General features: G+C 45.8%; 13 protein-coding genes, 1 pseudogene and 1 riboswitch. Of the genes and pseudogenes, 6 read left to right on the top strand and 8 right to left on the bottom strand.

Features of this window, described 5'->3' with window-relative positions; translation table 11 throughout:
- Window positions 1-165: 165 nt before the first annotated feature.
- The gene (locus HCJ96_RS04215) at window positions 166-939 is read right to left on the bottom strand and encodes a SapC family protein (protein ID WP_169209787.1); all 774 of its coding nucleotides are present in this window, start codon (window positions 937-939) and stop codon (window positions 166-168) included.
- A 288-nt stretch (window positions 940-1,227) separates the two neighbouring features.
- Between HCJ96_RS04215 and HCJ96_RS04220 the strand changes: the two genes are divergently transcribed.
- Window positions 1,228-2,409 carry a dipeptidase gene (locus tag HCJ96_RS04220; protein WP_343034657.1) on the top strand — a complete coding sequence of 394 codons (1,182 nt, stop codon included), beginning with the start codon at window positions 1,228-1,230 and terminating at the stop codon, window positions 2,407-2,409.
- Between the two features lie 58 nt (window positions 2,410-2,467).
- On the opposite strand, the gene HCJ96_RS04225 is transcribed toward HCJ96_RS04220, so the two are convergent.
- Window positions 2,468-3,490, bottom strand: a complete 1,023-nt coding sequence (locus tag HCJ96_RS04225) for an alpha/beta hydrolase (RefSeq protein ID WP_169209788.1) — start codon at window positions 3,488-3,490, stop codon at window positions 2,468-2,470.
- 172 nt (window positions 3,491-3,662) lie between these two features.
- A riboswitch (cyclic di-GMP riboswitch) is annotated at window positions 3,663-3,770 on the top strand.
- A 105-nt stretch (window positions 3,771-3,875) separates the two neighbouring features.
- Here HCJ96_RS04225 and HCJ96_RS04230 point away from each other — a divergent pair.
- The 3 genes from HCJ96_RS04230 (at window position 3,876) to HCJ96_RS04240 (ending at window position 7,305) form a co-directional block, all read left to right on the top strand.
- A complete protein-coding gene (locus tag HCJ96_RS04230) occupies window positions 3,876-4,571 on the top strand; it encodes an AAA family ATPase (RefSeq protein ID WP_169209789.1) in 696 nt (231 codons plus the stop codon).
- Window positions 4,531-4,872 (top strand): replication protein RepA, encoded by a 342-nt coding sequence (locus tag HCJ96_RS04235; RefSeq protein WP_169209790.1) that lies wholly within the window; start codon window positions 4,531-4,533, stop codon window positions 4,870-4,872. The genes HCJ96_RS04230 and HCJ96_RS04235 overlap by 41 nt, the downstream gene beginning before the upstream one ends.
- A 324-nt stretch (window positions 4,873-5,196) precedes the next feature.
- Window positions 5,197-7,305 carry a tetratricopeptide repeat-containing diguanylate cyclase gene (locus HCJ96_RS04240; RefSeq protein ID WP_169209791.1) on the top strand — a complete coding sequence of 703 codons (2,109 nt, stop codon included), beginning with the start codon at window positions 5,197-5,199 and terminating at the stop codon, window positions 7,303-7,305.
- Between the two features lie 21 nt (window positions 7,306-7,326).
- Here HCJ96_RS04240 and prsR read toward each other — a convergent pair whose 3' ends face one another.
- The 5 genes from prsR to HCJ96_RS04265 form a co-directional block, all read right to left on the bottom strand.
- Window positions 7,327-8,691 carry a PEP-CTERM-box response regulator transcription factor gene (gene prsR, locus HCJ96_RS04245; protein ID WP_169209792.1) on the bottom strand — a complete coding sequence of 455 codons (1,365 nt, stop codon included), beginning with the start codon at window positions 8,689-8,691 and terminating at the stop codon, window positions 7,327-7,329.
- Between the two features lie 47 nt (window positions 8,692-8,738).
- Entirely contained in the window at window positions 8,739-10,766 is a 2,028-nt protein-coding gene (prsK, locus tag HCJ96_RS04250) for an XrtA/PEP-CTERM system histidine kinase PrsK (protein WP_169209793.1), read from the bottom strand.
- Between the two features lie 55 nt (window positions 10,767-10,821).
- On the bottom strand, window positions 10,822-11,946 hold the full coding sequence (locus tag HCJ96_RS04255; protein ID WP_169209794.1) for a beta-ketoacyl-ACP synthase III: 1,125 nt from the start codon (window positions 11,944-11,946) through the stop codon (window positions 10,822-10,824).
- Between the two features lie 142 nt (window positions 11,947-12,088).
- A complete protein-coding gene (locus tag HCJ96_RS04260) occupies window positions 12,089-14,560 on the bottom strand; it encodes a vitamin K epoxide reductase family protein (RefSeq protein WP_169209795.1) in 2,472 nt (823 codons plus the stop codon).
- A 71-nt stretch (window positions 14,561-14,631) separates the two neighbouring features.
- On the bottom strand, window positions 14,632-15,672 hold the full coding sequence (locus HCJ96_RS04265; protein WP_169209796.1) for a carbohydrate porin: 1,041 nt from the start codon (window positions 15,670-15,672) through the stop codon (window positions 14,632-14,634).
- Window positions 15,673-15,810: 138 nt separating this feature from the next.
- Between HCJ96_RS04265 and HCJ96_RS04270 the strand changes: the two genes are divergently transcribed.
- The gene (locus HCJ96_RS04270; RefSeq protein WP_169209797.1) at window positions 15,811-16,464 is read left to right on the top strand and encodes a protein-L-isoaspartate(D-aspartate) O-methyltransferase; all 654 of its coding nucleotides are present in this window, start codon (window positions 15,811-15,813) and stop codon (window positions 16,462-16,464) included.
- Between the two features lie 118 nt (window positions 16,465-16,582).
- Here the strand turns inward: HCJ96_RS04270 and HCJ96_RS16505 are convergent.
- A pseudogene (locus HCJ96_RS16505) lies at window positions 16,583-17,656 on the bottom strand (acyltransferase family protein).
- Window positions 17,657-18,463: 807 nt separating this feature from the next.
- On the opposite strand from HCJ96_RS16505, the gene HCJ96_RS04285 reads away from it, so the two are divergent.
- A complete protein-coding gene (locus HCJ96_RS04285; protein WP_169209800.1) occupies window positions 18,464-18,643 on the top strand; it encodes a CsbD family protein in 180 nt (59 codons plus the stop codon).
- Window positions 18,644-18,723: the final 80 nt, after the last annotated feature.

The raw sequence follows: 18,723 nt of genomic DNA on the forward strand, positions 1-18,723 counted from the left end.
AACGGTGGGATGAAAAAAAAACATTAAATAAAATGAGCGAGGTGTTTTTCGTGGTAATTGAAGCGTAGCGATGGCAGTAAAGAAAAAGGCGAAGAGTAAATACTTACTTTTCGCCTTCGTATCAGCTTATGCTCGGCTGTCGATTTAACTTATTCGACGTTCGAATTACTGTTGTTTTTCGTCTGACTCTGCTTGTTGGCCCTGTTCTGGCTCAGCACCAATTTGCATATTAACAATTGGGTTAGATGTGTGCTTGGACAACTCAATCAAACGGTTTAATTGACCCAAAGACATCATCATGGCGTAAATTGCGCCCATGAAACCGGCTTTATGCAACTCAACCACTCTATCATCGTCCAGTTCGATAAGTTTTTTCTCGTTGATGCTCATCATGCCAGTGACATTGCGCTGTGTGCCGTCCTCGTAAATGACACGGATGCGGATAGCTTCAAGCAAATCCAGTTCAGTGATTTGCTTAACAAAGCGTTGAGTGGTTAGTTCACTGTTCGCCAGGTCAGCCAAAAACTGCTGACGATTTTTCAGAAAATCAGACGCTTCGCCTTCCTCATTAAACAATGGTAAACCATCATCTGCCAGTAACGCACTGTTCTCGTCGATAAATACACCCAGTTTGTCGCCATCAGGGCGCACATCAAATGGATAACGAAGAATATTCATAGGCACGTGCGGCGCCTGCCACTGACCTTCAGATAAATATAAGTTCTGGCCTTGTTCCACACCCAGCATAGCTACGATGTGGAAACGCTCTGAACTCGGATCTTTAATTAATACAATCGGCATCGCGCTGGCCAGTCGAGCAAATTCTTTAATCGACGCTGCGGCAAGATGGGTATTCTGCGCATATTCAAAGCTGTGCTTTGTTACGATTTTGATGTCTTTATGTTTTTCTTTATCCAGTGGGATATAGTTAGCTGCCATAATTTATTTCCAATTTCTCTTATGCGGCGAATGGCATGGCTGTATCAACAACCCGCTTGAATGATTTCTTTCGCCATTTATTTTACGCCCACCCGACCTCTGTCCAGCGGATCTGGCGGGCAGTATGGCTTATTTTTTTTCTCAAGTCACGGGGCAGTTTTAGCAAATTGCATGTGGCTTAATTGTAATGCGGCTTTTTGCCTAATTCAGTTGTAGTAACTGCCTGAATCCCTTACGCTTAGCTATATCAGGATAGAGTTAGAGAGAGTTTTTGTGAACAAAATTTCAATTATAACCGCAGGCGCAGTGTTGGCCTGGTCACAGCTGACCACTGCTGCTATAGAAGTGAGTGAACAGGCACAAACTATCGCAAAAGAGACGATAATTGTGGATGGACACATAGATGTTCCCTATCGACTTCGCGAAAAGTGGGCGGATGTCACCCAGGCAACCGATGACGGTGATTTCGATTATCCCCGGGCAGTTGCTGGGGGTCTGAATGCCCCATTTATGTCAATTTACGTACCGGCTTCGCTCGACGGCTCTGATGCATCAACGCAGCTGGCTCATCAGCTGATTGATTCGGTCGAAGCCATTGTTGCCCGTGCGCCGGACAAATTTGCCATTGCATACACAACCAACGACGTAAAAGAGCATTTTACGAAAGGACTTATTTCTCTTCCAATGGGTATGGAAAATGGCTCCCCCATCCAGGGTGATCTCAACAACCTGCGCATATTTTACGACCGTGGGATACGCTACATCACTCTTGCGCATTCGCAGTCAAACCACATCAGCGATTCATCCTATGATTTGCGCCGTCAATGGAAAGGCTTAAGCCCATTTGGAAAGACGCTCATTCCGGCAATGAACAACATTGGCATGCTAATCGATATTTCCCATGTGTCAGATGATGCGTTTTATCAGACGCTGAAATTGTCTGAATCACCCGTGATTGCATCCCACTCGTCGCTACGCAAGTTCACCCCGGGTTTTGAACGCAACATGAATGACGACATGATTAAAGCATTGGCGGAAAATGGTGGTGTGATCATGATTAACTTTGGTTCCAGCTTCGTCACTAAGGAAGCGCGTCAATGGCGCGACGGATTGGCTAAAGCTGAAAATGCCTTGCTGAAAAAAGAAGGCAAAGACAGTCCAAAGCTGGCTGATTTTGAAGCCACCTACCGAAAAGATAACCCTTACCCCTACTCCACTATCGATGAAGTGCTTGATCATATTGATCATGTGGTCAAACTTGTGGGCATAGAACATGTGGGGCTGGGTTCCGATTTCGATGGTGTCGGAGACTCATTGCCAATTGGCCTTAAAGACGTGTCTTATTTTCCTCATCTGGTGCAAGGTCTGCTCAATCGTGGGTACAAGGAAGACGAAATTAAGAAAATCCTCAGTGGAAACGTATTGCGCGTATGGGAAGAAGTCGAAGATTACGCCAAAAAACATGGCTGACTTTCTAATTGACGATGTGTACCGGGTTAAAAGTACACATCGTCAAATCGACCGGGGCTTAGTCAATTTTTATAAAGGTCGTCAACATATCCGTCATTTGTCTGAATAAGGGGTTAGCCTGGGGGATCGTGCATTTCTCCAGTTTGGTCACCGCGTTTTTCTTAAAATGCATATCGGCAATGGATCTGAAATTTAGCGGTAAATCCGCGTGGCATAAATCATACTCTTCAGCCACCAGAAACAGAGTGTGCCGTTGCTCGGTATGCCTGAGCAACTCTTCTACGCCATGAATCGGGGTGGTTAAATCGGCTTGCGAGTGCGCCGCAAATACCGGCACATCGATTTGTTGGCCATTTTCCAGTCGGTTACGAATATCCTTAATAATACTCATCAGCTGCAGTCCGGCATACCCGGAAACGCTGGGGTATTTGTGTGGATTGGGACCTGTAGCCTGATATTCGCCATCCAGTAATCTGGCAATCCATTTGGTTCCCCATATTTTCGCCATGCTTTCCGCATAGTCAGACAGGGCCAATGCAGCTGAGAACAAAAACAAACCGTCAACCTGCTCTGGCTGTCGAAGATAATAATCTGTGGCGATTGCTGCACCTGCTGAGAAGCCACCAAGATAAACCTCATCGCCCAGTTGGGTTGCTATCTGCACGATCGAATCAGCATATTGGCGCCAGGTCTGCGGCATATCACTGTCTTCCATTGCCTCATCTGCTTCGCGTAAGCCATGACCCGGGGTTAACGGCACGATGACATTTAACCCCTCTTCAAATAATTTTGTTGCAATGGCGCGCATGTAAAATGGCGAATCGCTTAAACCATGAAACAATACCGCCACCTTGGCTGTTTTCATGCCGTGATGCATAATAAAAGGGGCATTACCTTCATTGCGTAACCTTGGCGAGCAAACGCGAAACTGATTTTGTTCTGGGTCGCGACACTGTGCAACCTGTCCCCACTGACTTTGGTAATGCGCTTTGAACGAGTTGAAAGCGCCATCAATAGGCTCAGGTAACGAGTTTGCGTATGCCGCGTTGATAAAAAAAAGACAGACCCACAATATGCGCATTTAATCGCCCTTAGCAAAAAGAGGTTGAAAACAGGAGTCGCAGACGCCGTAATTACGTATGCATTATTATCCCTAACTATTAATCATCATGCTATCACATCAAGCATTTAGCGCTAGGATTATCCTATCCACAATGTTTGTTGATTCCCTATCGATTTTCAACATTGTGGCTAAGTGAAAAAGGCAAAACAACACGAAAGGTTGTGACGCAAAGCTTCCGGTCTACGGCCTGACGCCATATTTCGATTGGCAACATGGTTATGATAGCGGGGTTACCAGCGTCGGCGAATGCATTGGTGGTAAACCTCAGCGCCGTTCGAGAGTACTTTTTCAGTCATAAATGAGTAACTTTTTTGTTTTTAGTTATTACGTGAGGACTGCAGCAATGATGATTCTGGTTGGTGGAGAGAAAGGTGGAAGTGGCAAAAGCTGTCTTGCGCAGAATATCGCCGTTTATCTTCGTACCGAAAAAAATGCTAACGTGCTGATGGTGGATTGTGACCCACAGCGTACAACTTCAGATTGGATCCAGGAACGTAAAGCCGATGACGCTTTGCCAGATATAAACTGTATCCAGCTCTACGGTAAAATTCGCAATGAATTGATTAGCTTAAATCGTCATTACGACTATGTAGTGATTGATTGTGGTGGTCAGGATAACCTTGCGTTGCGTTCTTCAATGTCTGTTGCCGACCATGTACTTATTCCGCTGCGCCCCAAACGTCGGGATCTCAAAACTGTGCCGCACATGGAGGATATTATCTCCACCTGCCGTATGGTTAACCCCAAGATGAACGCAGCCTTTGTGATCACGCAGTGTCCTTCATTACCTTCACTGGCCAGTCGAATTTTAGAAGCAAAAGAAGTGTGCCGCTCGTTTGAAGTCGCTGTGCTCAATTCGGTTACTTTTAGTCGCAACATGTATGATGACTCTGAAGAGTCCGGTCGGTCAGTGATTGAGAGTGAGCCCAATGGTAAAGCCGCGATTGAAATACGTAGCATCTTTGATGAAATGTTAGCCCGAGCGAAGGACAACCAGTATGAGTCTATGCAGCCTGCGAAAGTCTCAGCCGTCAGTTAAACCCGTTCGTCTGAGTGTTGACGACTTTATTGATCAGGCAACCGATTACGCCCAGGGCCGACGAAGCACGTTTGCGATAGTGCGCACTGAATCCCAGGTTGCAGAGACTAACGCAGCCAATTCGGCATTAAGCACTACCATGAAGCATGCTACATTCAGCTTGTCAGAAACGGCTATTGATCACCTTAACGTACTGTCAAGTCGCACCGGAGTATCCAAGTCGCGCTTACTGCGCATTTTGATCGATGAACAGATAAAACAGGCCAGTGATCACACCATAGAAAATAGTAAGGTTACCTAAATTCCGTGAGGCTTAGTCGTTGTACGTTTTGCCTTGATGCAGGGACCAAAAGCCAGGGTGCACAAAATGATAGACAATCACCAGTGAGATTATATACTTAATTTAATGTTGGTGGTTTTTTGTTCTGGCCGAAAGAGTCTAACGTTTTCCATTCAGCGACGAAGCTCGGTCTTATCTGAGGCAATATTAGCCAAAGCCAAAGTAGCTTCGTAGCGATAACGCGTTGTTTTAAAATAGTAAGCTGGCCAAATTTCACCATTCGAACTGCTTAGTGATAAGAATTTCTCACTTGGAATTAGTATGTATGTGCGTGTGCTTGGGTGTATGTTATGCATTATCAGCTTTTTGGCAGAGTCGAAATCTGACGCTATACAACTGATCACGTCTATTCAAACCAAAGAGCAGTTGCAAACTATCGCGTCCTATCAGGACGCTGGCCGCCTGTCACAAGCGGAGTCTCTGACCTTACTACTTCTTGAACGCGCCCGCGCTCAGGGCAACGATATTGATGCGGCGGCGGCGTTTCATGAGCTGGGCCATATATCCATGCTGCAAAACAAGTATGAAATTGCTCGCAGCGCCTTTAATAATGCATTAGAAATCTTTACCCGAGAAGGCCTGATAGAACCTATTGGCGCTGTGCTCGCAGACATTGGTACCAGCTACCGTTATCAGTCGGAATACAGCAACGCATTAAACTTCCATTATCGGGCACTGTCATTATTCCGGACTGAGCGGCATCGTCAGGGTATCGCCGATCAGCGGCTAAATATCGGTATAGTATTGAAGGAGCTGGGCCAATTCGAACCTGCGTTGAATTTTCTGAAGCGCGCGCTTACCGATCTTCGTCAGCAAAATCGACTCGACTCTGTGAGCCAGGCCTTATCTCACATTGGCGGCATTTACATTGATATGCTGCAGTATGACACTGCGCTAATTTACATGAAGGATGCCTTATCTATCAGTGAAGAGACGCATTCTCGTTATCGTATTGGTAAGAACCTTTGTCGCCTGGGTAATGTTTACCTTAAGTTGGGCGAGCTTGATCTGGCTAAATCCAATCTTGAAAAAGCCCTGATGATATTTACCGAACTGAATGCACCCAAAAATTATGGTTCAGTACTTACCGTGTTGGGCCAGGTGGAAATTGCTCAGGGCAATACTGAACTGGGCTTACAATATTTACTTCAGGCTTTGGAGCGCGCCGACACCAATGCCTATCCTGATTTGAAAACAGAGGCACAGCTCGCGTTAGCCAAGGCATATTTCTCACTACAACAGCCTGACGTTGCATTGGGTTACGCACTGCAGGGATCAGAACACGCCGGGGAGCGTCAGCAGTTAAGCATGCAGGCTAAGTTTCTTCAGGTCATTGTTGACATTTATGTGGCTCAGGAAAATTATCCAGCAGCGTTTACGACGTTAGTGCAGAAAAATCAGATCGTTTCTCAAATCGTGAGCGAAAACAGCACCATGACTGTCGCCCAGATGCAATCAGAGATAGAGGTTGAGCGTCAGGCACAATCAATTGAAATGCTACGTAAAAACAAGGCCATTGCGCTGGCCAGGTCTGAACAAACGAACCTGCGAACAACGCTGGCATTGGGGGGCCTTATTGCTACCCTGCTTTTTATCTTCTTGCTCTGGAGTCGATATCATCAGAAACGCGCCAACCTTTATCTTAAAAAAGAAGTGCGCAAACGCACTCAAGAGCTGGTACACAAAAATAATGAGCTGGAAGACGCTTATCGCACGCTGGAACAGGTCAGTTTGCGCGACCGGCTCACCGGATTGTACAACCGTCATTATCTGGAAGCGCAATTGCCCGCAGAAATTCAGCGTTGCCAGCATTCATTCGCTACTGCCAGGCCGGAGCAGCAGGTTAAAGACTCGGATCTACTCTGCTATTTATTTGATATCGATAATTTCAAAAAGGTAAACGATGTATACGGGCACATGTCTGGTGATAAATTTCTGATTCAGTTCACCGACGTGATCCATGAAGTATTCAGACAAACGGACTTGCTTATCCGTTGGGGCGGCGAAGAGTTTCTGGTAATTTGTCGGCAGGCTAATCGCGATGAAGCCTGTATGCTGGCAGAACGGTTTCGCGCTGCGGTTGACGAAAAAGTCTTTGAGCTGACTGAAGACAAGTCGATACGAGCCAGTTGCAGTATCGGCTTTTGTACCCTGCCACTCTTCGTGCAATCCCCCTATCGAATAAATTGGCAGACCACCTTTTCGATAATGGATTACTGTTTGTACGCGGCCAAAGCATCAGGCAAAAATTGCTGGGTAGGGGTAATTGAGGCGTCAAATGAAAAGGGAAAAGCCGAATCATCTTCCTCGTTAGCCAAAAAATTTGGCCTTAACAGCGTGAAATTGGCGACGTCATTAAATAATCTGGCCAGTATACGCTGGCCAGAAGGGTGAACGGATGCTTATTGATGAGTACTAAACACCAGTTTTGATGTCTTCCATTTGGTATTTATCAATTAAAGAATACAGCGTTGGTCTGGTTACACCGAGTAATTCGGCGGTTTTGGACATGTTTTTATCCGCAGCCTGATACGCTTTGCGTATCGCTCTGCTTTCCGCCTGTTCCCTGACTTCACGGAGGTTCAGCGTTTCCTGTTCCCGCTCCGAGTTTCCCGCCATCAATCCCAAATCTTCAGCATGAACAACTGCACTTTCAGCCATAATGACCGCTGACTTAAGTTTGTTCTGTAATTCGCGAATGTTACCTGGCCACTTGTGCGCCATCATCGCCTGTATTGCGCCTTCAGAGAACGTTTTAGCCTTGGCATTAAACTCCTCGCGATACTGGTTAAGGAACGTTCTGGCCAGCAGCAACACATCCTGTTCACGGTCACGCAAAGGTGGAATGAAAATAGGAATTTCGCCTATACGATAGTACAAGTCTTCACGGAAACTGTCCTCTTTCACCATCGCCTGTAAATCACGGTGAGTTGCACAAATAACGCGAATATCAACCGGTATTTCGTTTCTGCCCCCAACCCGCTCAATCACGCGTTCCTGTAAGAAACGCAACATCTTTGCCTGCAGGCCGATTGGCATATCGCCAATTTCATCAAGGAACAAAGTGCCCCCATGGGCCATTTCAATTTTACCCAGGGTAGTTTTGTTGGCTCCGGTAAAGGCTCCTTTTTCATAACCAAACAGCTCACTTTCCAGTAAATTTTCCGGGATCGACGCACAGTTGATGGCAACAAATGGTTTTTCCTTACGTGGGCTGTGTTCGTGAATACTGCGGGCGAAAACCTCTTTACCCGTGCCGCTTTCACCGAGCAGCAAGGTGCTGACATCGGTACCGGCAATTTTCTCTGCACGACGGGTGACCAGTTGAATAGATTCACTATTGCCGATAATTCTTCCCATTCCCGGCCGGGCTTTAGCTAATACTCTGTTTTCGTGTTCCAGACTCGCTAAATTTAAGGCCCGCTGCACTAACAGTTTAATGGTGTCGGAATCGATAGGTTTTTGATAAAAATCGTAGGCGCCAAGATCAATCGCCCTTAGCGCGTTTTCCTTATCGTTATTGCCTGTCACCACGATAACTTTGGTACGCGGTGCCAGAGCAATAATTTCTTCCAGCGTTTTTAATCCTTCAGACGCATTGGCCGGATCAGGCGGCAAGCCTAAATCAAGGGTCACCACCTTAGGCTCATGACGACGCAACTGTGCAATAGCCGACGCGCGATCATCAGCAAATACAACATCGTAGTCAGTGAAACTCCATTTCAACTGCTTTTGGATGCCTAAATCATCGTCTACTACAAGAATGGTATTCTTCGTCATCCGTTTTATCCGTTTTGTTATTATAAAATGAAATTGCCAGGACTATCTTAATCTAAAGGGAATGCCAAGGTAAAACAGGTTCCCTTACCTACTTCACTGGTGACAAATAATTTGCCGCCAATCGACTCCATATAATTCTTTGCATCATAAGCCCCGATACCCATACCGGCATTGCCTTTAGTTGTATCAAAAGGTTTAAACAAGCGCTCTTCAATGAACGCCTTATCCATGCCACAGCCTGAATCTTCGATTCTGACCAGCTGACGGCCATTTTCGTGGTCCAGCTCAAGTTGCACGATAATTGAACCCTCATCCGGTGTCGCTTGCTGTGCGTTACTGATAATGTGATAAACCACATTGGCAAACTTGTCAGGATCTACAACTACAGCCGCCTCTTCAATATTGGCGATAGTGGGCAAGGGTAACGACTGTTGACACTTGCTGTCGATTACTGCAGCAATTATAGAGGACAATTTTTCCGCGGAATCCAGCCCGACTTTATCAACGTTTTTCTCAGTCAGCTGACGCAACATTTTGTCCATCCGTGCTTTGGTGTAATGCAGCGTTTCAAACGTATCATCAATAAATTCAGGGTTACTTTTGTGCTGTTCTGCATTGCATAAAATCAAGTCTATCTGAGCCATCACGTTTTTCAAATCATGCAAAACAAATGCGGACATCCGATTAAACGCCGCGAATTGCGCATTTTCAGCAACCGTCATGGCCGCTTCATTGTGCAGAATATAAGTGGCAACCTGATCGGTCACCGCGGTCAGGTAATCGCGTACTTCCCAATTCAGATTGACTAATTCTCCCTCACCGGGTGAAAGCAACGCAAATCCCCACACTTTATCGGCTTTGAAAATCGGTAACGCCAATTGGAAACGACATTCTTTTAACGCTTCGCGATCCAGTTGCAGATCGGCATAATTAAATGGCTTATATTCAAACTCATCAAAATCAATCAACCACGATGTTTTATTGCAGTACAAGGTAAGCTGACGGATCAGCTTGGCCTCGGCAATATTTAAGCTTTCCACATTTCGCCGGGCCAGTTCTTCCACATCAATGGCAGACACTTTCACCAACATTCCCTGATCGTAATTGATTGCACCGAGAAAGCCACCTAGTGCATTTGCGTAGACCTGAGGCAGGTTTGTCGTTTCGGTTGACAGTGCTTGTGTTAGCTTTACCCATTCAACCCGGTAATCAAACTGGTTGGCAAAAAAGTGTTTGGTGATAAACACCTTAATTTTTGTACGAAAACTGTTGGAAAGAATGAGCGTTGCCAGCAATACAAACGACATCACAATCAGAACAATTTGTACAGTTGCCCCCCAACTACCACCAAAATAATTGATGGCATAACCAATTAAGGCCATACAAAATAAGTATATGCCCGCCACCAGCAATAAAGAAGAGTGCAATACCACATCGCGGGAAATGAAAATATCAATTCCCCAGTGCTTTATACGCCGCATCGCTATCACTAACAGCGGTGTCAGCAGCAAATAAATATACCCCCGCGCAGCAATGTATCCTACCTCGACCTGGTTCACCATGGTGGCGTTGGTATACATTACAAACTCAAACAGGTGTGCGGTCCCCAGGTATAGCACCAGCGGCTTGTACGTCCATTGATTAGATCCCGCCTGTCGGTACATAACCTCCAGCAAAATCAAGATTTCCAATGACATTACGGTCAGCATGAAGTAATACCACGATTCCGCGACCGGAATGAAAAACGGAACGATGAACGTTATGGCGGGCGGTAACAGAATAACCAGAGTGGCCGGACGGGCCAACACTTGCCAGATATTGACAAAGTCGTTGCGCAAGCAACTGGCAATAAATAGCAGCCAGACCGCTTTTTTTACCGCATCCGCGGTGAACAGGTAGCGAATATCCAGAGGCCCTGCCACGATACTGACAAAACCCAGTGACCACAGCATAGTGACCATAGTACCAAGTACTAACAGATGCTTTGCCAGCCCTGACTTGCGTACGGTCAGTAACAGCAACAACAGCACCATATAAGCCAGAAAACTCAGCCCATAGCCGATATCTGCAATCATCCTTTTCTCCTGCTACCAGTAGAACGTTACTGTTCTACTTCTACTACCTGCTGCCTCAGCGTTTTTTGATCACCAGACTGCCAATTGAATAACCCGCACCAAATGAACAAATCACACCAACGTCATTTTGCTGCAAATCTTCATGATTAAGGGCAAAAGCAATAATGGACCCCGCCGAGGCCGTATTGGCATATTGGTCCAATACAATCGGCGCTTCTTCCGCACGGGCATCACGGCCCAGCAGCTTTTTGCTGATCAGGGTATTCATGTTGATATTAGCCTGATGCAGATACCAGCGTTTAACGTCTGCCGGGGTCAACTGATATTGATCTAAGTGCGACTGAATATGCTCTGCCGCTAACGGGCAAACTTCTTTAAACACTTTTCTGCCCGCCTGGTGGAACAGCTTGTCAGGACCATAAGGGTCAACATCATTGGCGCGGCTCATGTAACCAAAATTGGAGCGAATATTATTTGAATACTGCGTCAGTGCTTTAGTACCTAAAATAGTATACTGGTGCGCTGATTGTGCGGTGTCAGCACGCTCTATTACGGTCGCCGTCGCTACGTCACCAAAAATAAAGTGACTGTCCCGATCAGTGTAATTAATTTGTGGCGAAACCAGTTCCGGGTTGATCACCAGTACGCATTTTGCTGTATTCGCCGCCACCATCTCATAAGCACGATGTAGCCCAAATGTGGCAGCCGAGCAGGCTACCAACATATCAAAACCAAACCCCTGAATGCCTAACTCGTTTTGTACTTCAATCGCCACAGCCGGATAAGCGCGCTGCGTGTAAGCGCATGACACGATAACCGCATCCACATCCTCAGGACCTTTATTGGCTGCCGCCAGCGCCTTTTTAGCCGCAGCAACGGCAATTTCCGCCTGATTCGACAGTTCATCTTCAGCGCGTTCGGCAATTAAAGGCCGCATGCGTTTAATGTCCAGCGCCCCTTCTTTCTGATAAATAAAACGTTGTTTTATGCCCGATGCTTTTTCGATGAATTCAGCACTGGAGTAAGGCTTAGCTTCTACCTCGCCCTGCTCTATTTTTTGCTGATGAGCCTGGTTAAATGCATCGGCATAGGCATTGTAGCTTTCAACCAGTTCCTGATTGGTAATGGTGTAGTCCGGGTTCCAAACCCCCACCCCAGAAATGACAATATCGTGCGACATAGTGTTACTCTTTTTTTATGTCTTACATGGAATGAATAAACCTCAGCCTTGCTCTGCCTGAAGATTATTCCAGTAGCTGTGCGTAGCTTATCCCTTTGCGAAGCGATTGTCATTGGAAAGACGTCGGCACGGCGTATGCTGTTTAGACAATCGCCTTATTCCACAAACCGTATTGGTTGGTTACCGGCCCTTTCCTGAAGCACAATGCAATCAGCGCTATACCACAGATTAAGCTGGAAGCCATAGCCAACATACCCACCCCGTAAATGAACGGGGTGATCAACAAGGCTGCCCCCAATGGAATCAGTAAATAGCGTACCATACGGCCGGCTTCGGCAAGCGACGTGACGACCACGGTGAGCACCAGTGAACCAATAATATGGTCGGCATTCGCCATACCACCGTCTGCGCCCAGCGTGAGACGAGTAAACATCAGCCATAAACCAATTGGAATGCATAAGGTCAGATTCCAGGGTAAATTGACGCCCCCGCCCAGCATATCTTTGATAATGGTCCAGGCACCACGATGAAACTCCGTTTTATCGCCTTCCCATTTGCCCTCATCAGTATCACCGGTAAAGAAAATACGCAGCAATGGACGCCCCTGCTTTTTGCGTCGATACAAAAATTCGCTGGTGGCCACCAGTTCATCTAACGAATAGGGGATCTGAATCAGCATGGCAGCCGCGCCAATCAGACATAACGTACACCAGGTTCCAATCACGATAGGCTGAATAATGATGAAAAACACCGACACTACGCCCAAGGGTACGATCATAATGCCAAATAACATGACTAGCCACGGCATGGTGCGCCAGCGTCTAGTCGATCCCATCAAGCCGGTTAATATTTCCAGCGCGTAGGTCATGGCGCCTAATCCTGCATCGGGCACCGGCCAGGCTTCAGATACTGATGAGGTAATAATTTCTTCCGTACCGTTTTTATTGTTACCGGGAGCACCAGCAAAGAAAGGGTCCCACACCGCGTCGATGTGCCCCAGTTGATAGGCACATAAATAGCGGGAAATGAAAAATCCCACCAGTGCCAGTAAAATGATGGGCATGCGCTGCACCCAGCTGGACGGATTAAAACTCCAGCCTGGCGGAGTATTAGGACCGGTTTCGGCCGCTACCTGCGCAACTCCGGGGGTGGGCCGGGAACAAATAGCAAAACCAATGACTAACATCCCCACCAGCGTATCATTCAGGTAAGCCGCCGCCGTGGGAGCCCAAAACAACAATGGCGCGCCCAGTAACCATAACCCCACACCTGCAGTGGCATAGCGTGCCAGACTCATGCGCCACGACATAGAAAGTAAGGACAACACCAGCAGTGCTGCGCCTGAGGCCAGATTGCTGTAAACCATATTTTGGCTTTCGTAACCTAGTACGAATGGCGCAGTAAATAACCAGAAAGCCAAGGCAAAATTGGCAAAATGCGCCCAGATAAACTGATAATGTTGCTGCTGATAATGCTTTTCATGAGTTTCACGGATGCGGTCAGCATTAACCTGTTTTTCTTCCGACGTGGCAATCCAGTCCGGTAATACTATCCCATTGCGCTTGTACCAGGCGGCAGGATCACTTTTCAAATTGACGATTAAGTCCTTGATGCCTTCATAGATGCTATGCTGTGGTTGCCAGCCTAACAGTGTCTGCGCTTTGCTGTTATCCATTTCATAATGATCGCTGGACAGATCAATCATAAAGGGGCGGATAAACGGTTTTTCCCCGTGGTCAATGGCATCAGGAATAACTGGCTCAGCATGCTCTTCTACCCAGGCTCCGGGCTTAGCCACAAACTCGGGCACGATGATGGTCGTCCACTCACGCTCTCCATAGATAATTTGGCCGATGCGGTTCTGTAACGCCTGGTAGCTCATTACTTCACTTTCGCCTGCCAGCAGCACAGTTTCCTCTGGCAGGGACTGGCGTTTTTCTATCGCTCTATTAAACAGGTCGATCATGTCTTCTTTATGCAAAAAAGCCTGTCCAGCCTGCGAATCCCCCGAGTACAGCCAGCTTTTCAGTTGGCGCTCGTAGATACGCGCAATCTGGTGGCTTAAGGTGGGGACCGCACTTTGTTCATCGTATAAACCTGCCATGCGCAATATGATATAGGGTATTTTACCATGGGACGCTCTGATGGCTTGCTCAGCCTCGGCTTTCGATTGCGGATAGGCCCAACCAGGGTCAATTGGACTGTCTTCGGTAAGCTTCTGGCCTGGTACACCGGCCTCATGTACCAGCATGGTAGAGGCATAAATAAAGCGCTCGACCTGATATTGCTGCAACTCTTCCAGAAAATAGCGTGTGCCATCGACATTTAGCTTTGTGTAAAGCGGGTGGTCATCACCGGTAAAATCAAAGTACGCCGCCAGGTGGATGACGGCCACAAAATGCATTTGATGTTGTTCAGCAATTTTATGTAAGGCTAATTTAACTGAATCGCGGGAAGTGAAATCGCATTCAATGCTCTGGTCGGCCGCGTCACAGGGTTTGATGTCCAGCCCTATTACATAGTGAGATTGCTTGAGTGATTCACACAGCGAAGCCCCTACATCACCCGAAGCTCCGGTTATCAAAACTACAGATTGTTCCCTGTTTTGCGCCATACCGTGTGTTCCGATTCAGTTTCAGATGCTATTGATACCAAAGGAACAATCGATATGATCACTCAGCGCATTTAGTAACTCATCTCTACGCGCAATGTGCCGACAAAGTGATTTCGGCTCTCTCCTGAGGGGTTGGCGATGTATTGCAGGTTAGGTTTAACTGACACCCATTCACGCAGCTGAGACTTGAAAAATAGCTCCAGTGCTTTCTCAGAAGAATGAGATGCAGGTACGACGTTGCTCAATCGCACTACGGTATATGCAATGCCTGCCATCAGGCTTTCGTTACCAGCTAAATTGTTGACAGTAACACCCACCCCCACATGACGATCAATTTCGGCAACGATGGTGTCACTAACACCCAGTTGCACATAATAGTGCCAGTCTGGCTGCCCCAGCTTACCTTCAACAATGGCATACGCCCCACCCGTTCCCTGTCGGGGGATCTCATCGGTCAGGCTAAAAAACTCACCATTATGCTCCCAACCGCCAAGTTTAACTGACAAAGTGTCCGCCCTATAATGCCACTCGGCAATGTAAAACCGGTCTGCAAACGAACTTCTGCCTGCTCCGGCCGCCGCGGCAGCTTTAATACTGTGATTAGGATTAAGCGTCATATCGACGATAACTGAGGTGGCAGGCTCTGGATAAGTAGGTAACGCAAACACAGTGGGGCTTAGCCCCATTGCGCCATTGAGAAACTCAAGCGCGTTAGTGGCAAAGGCAAAATCATTATTTAAATCAACACGTCCGGCCTTAATGCTGAACGTGTCTGTAAAGCGATAGTGGCCCCAGGCTTCATAAATCCCTTCAAACTCATTTTCGTCGATGTTCGAAAACGCCTGCACATCTCCAATATAGGTAGAGGCATTATCTCCTCGCAATGCCATCGCACTAACATAGCCCGCCAGATTATCTGATGACACTGCGTAGCCGGCTTCAACTAATCCCCGGCTTACGCTATTTTTGTCGACGCCGTCCACATTGAAAACAGACACATCCACGATGCCATTGGCATTGAAAGAATGGGCGACCTGCGCGTGCAAAGGTGTGGTTGCAGCCCCTAAATACAAGGGCAATAGCAAAGTGCAGAGCTTGGCAGTGATGTTCATAGTTTATGACTAACTCTTTTTATGCCCAAAGGCTTTTTATAGTGAGGTGCGCGTTACATTTTACCAGATTATTGTGGTGTAATCTTGTGCTACCGACTACGCTTATAATCTCACCTTGATCACTATGAAAAAACCGCCATGGCACATTCTGGCATCGACACGGCGGCTGAGAAAAGGCGCATGCTTACCAGGCATCTAGCTGGCAGAGATATCCGCGACAGCCGCGTTTTACAGGCCATGCAAACCGTACCCCGAGAAGCGTTTGTGGGCGCACTGTATTTCGCCGACGCCTACATAGACGCGCCCTTACCCATTGACGAAGGTCAAACAATTTCGCAACCCTACATCGTAGCTAAAATGGTGGAACTGGCAGAGATTGATCATCATGCCAGGGTGCTGGAAGTAGGCGCGGGCTCCGGTTATGGCGCAGCTATTTTAGGGCAGATAGCCGCACAGGTATTTTCCATCGAACGAATCGCTCACCTTGCCACTAATGCCCGCCAGGTTATCCAAAAGCTGGGCTATACCAATATCACCATTGTGCACGGGGATGGCACACAGGGGCTTATGGAGCATGCCCCGTTTGATGCCATTATCGTCACCGCCGCCACCTCATTCGTTCCCGATGCACTAAAGGAACAACTTGTGTTCGGTGGCAGTATTATTGTGCCAGTGGGCGATGATGACTTTCAGCAACTCATAAAACTAACGCGCATGGATGTCGACAGCTTTGAACGCACTACGCATGGGGCCGTGCGTTTTGTTCCGCTTTTAAGAGAATGCGAAGGTTGATAGCAAATAATGATGAATCACTATTATATGACTACGTGTTTAACTTTAATGTATTTATAACAGTGAATAAAGGAACTGCAGAATTGTTGTGGCAACCCAACATACAGCAAAACACCTCTTATCCCAGCGCATTGCGCAACTCTCGTTTCGAATTTCGCCATGCTAATTTTACCCCTTTGATTGGATTGAACTCTTTTTTGGCAGAAGGTTTCCAGATACCTAAAAAGAGCCCACGAGAAAATTTAAACTGCATCGAAAATAAATGGATAGAAATACCGAGCGCTACGGTGAAGCAAATTATAGTCAATAAAGCAGGAATGCCTGAAAATTGAAAAAGGTCGAAAACGATGGTTTTGGCAACCTTAGTAGTAAATGATTGGTATAGATAAATTGCAAATGAAAACCCGCCAATCCAAGCAACAAAATTGTTTTTAATTTTTATGCTGAGCAACGCAAAACAAGCCGTTACCCCTACCGCAAGTCCCAAAACCGTTCTTTTATCAAAAAGCTCTCTGGTATCTTCTAGATAGCAAAAAAACTGCAGCGCCATTAAAGCGCTAAGTGAGATCAAAGCGAATAGAAGAAGTATTCGATAGAGTTTACAGTTTTTTAATTCATTGAAACTGGCGCCTAAAACGAAATAGGGAAATAAATAAATGGCGCCCCCAAGCGAGAAAAAATGAGAGTCGTAAATTGTATTTTTTGTAGTTAGGAAAACAACAACAGCGAAACAAAAAAGGTACAAACTGAAGTTGGTATATTTTTGTCTTAAGAAGTGGGTAAATCGATAAACGATGAAAATTAAAAAAATTGCCTGAATGAATCAGTAATGTCCATTCGCAAAAAATAGCGCGTTAACAACCTGAAGGTAGAACGGAAGGGTACTTTCACTGAAAAACAACAGCTGGATCAAGAACTCAGCTGAAATTGCAAAGTATAGCGGGATCAGAAGGCGAGTAGCTTTTTTTGTAAAAAATGTTCTCTGCCCTATTTGGTCTAAGGCTAGAAACGTATAAAAATAACCCGAAATTACGGTAAAAAGGGGGATCCTAACATTCGTAAATACATAGGATAAAAAGTCCAGCCCACCTCTAATCGAATCAAATTCATTTTCGACGCTTAAGTGAAGGAAAAGTATAAGTATGATTGCGAACCCTCTGAGGGTTTGGATATGATTATCAAACGTTTTCACTGAGACTTCCTTTTCTCTCTGATTTTTTCGTTCGCTCCGTCAAGAGCATTCTGCACATCGAATACGCGAAAATGCTGGTTCAAACATCCTTATGAAACCAACAATTCAAATTCTTGTTCAAAAAGTAGTCTATACTCGCTTGAAACGCCAGTTGTTAACAAAAAGTTAATAAATGGAGTTATTTTCATTCTAAATTACAGCGAGATCATTGAATCCACTGACATTGATTGCAGTGGGTGGTGTGTAAGTGGCTGATTCACTTAAATCAACGCTACTGTCTAACTTTCAAACAGGATAACTTTATTAATAATAAAATATGCAGACAATTTAATTTGTTGCACTTTGAACAAATATTTTTAAAAAAGTCATATAAACTACTTTAGATATACGAGAAATCAGTTATCAACAGTCAATGTTTGTCTGTATCTATGTCCATAACGCAAAATAACTACACAGGTTTTATTTGAGTGACTGTCAAATGAATATTCCCATTGTTGTCAGCGTCACTCGATTGCCTGCAATCTACCTGTAAATGTTACATCGCCATAGACAGTAAAGTTGCATTCTCTACTCCATCTTACAGAAACATATTTTACGCTAGTAAGCTGCCTATCTAACAAACCCTCAAGACCCAATGCCGTTTGCGAGGCGAAAATAACTTAGTTTTCAGACAGATGCTTGCATACAGAAAATACCAAGATATCTTGTACCGAAGAAGCGGTATTACTTTTGCAGAATACAAGATGATCTTGGGGATTTATCAAGCCAAGACATCAAAATTTGAACCCGTTAAGAAGGATATTAAATATGTCAGCATCATCAGATAAAGCAGAAGGAACATTGGATAAAGCCAAAGGTAAGGCGAAAGAAGTTACCGGTTCAGTAACAGGTAACAAGGATATGGAAAACGAGGGTAAAGCAGATCAGACTAAAGGTTCAGCTAAAAAAATTAAAGGCGAAGTAAAAGACGCATTTGGTTCTGATTGATCTGTCAGAAAATGTATTAAAAAAGCATTATAGATAGAATAAGCTAGTAGCGTAGTGGGGAAATAGTTTACGTTACATTT

It is taken from the genome of Alteromonas ponticola (assembly GCF_012911815.1).
In the GTDB taxonomy this organism is placed as follows: Bacteria; Pseudomonadota; Gammaproteobacteria; order Enterobacterales; family Alteromonadaceae; genus Alteromonas; species Alteromonas ponticola.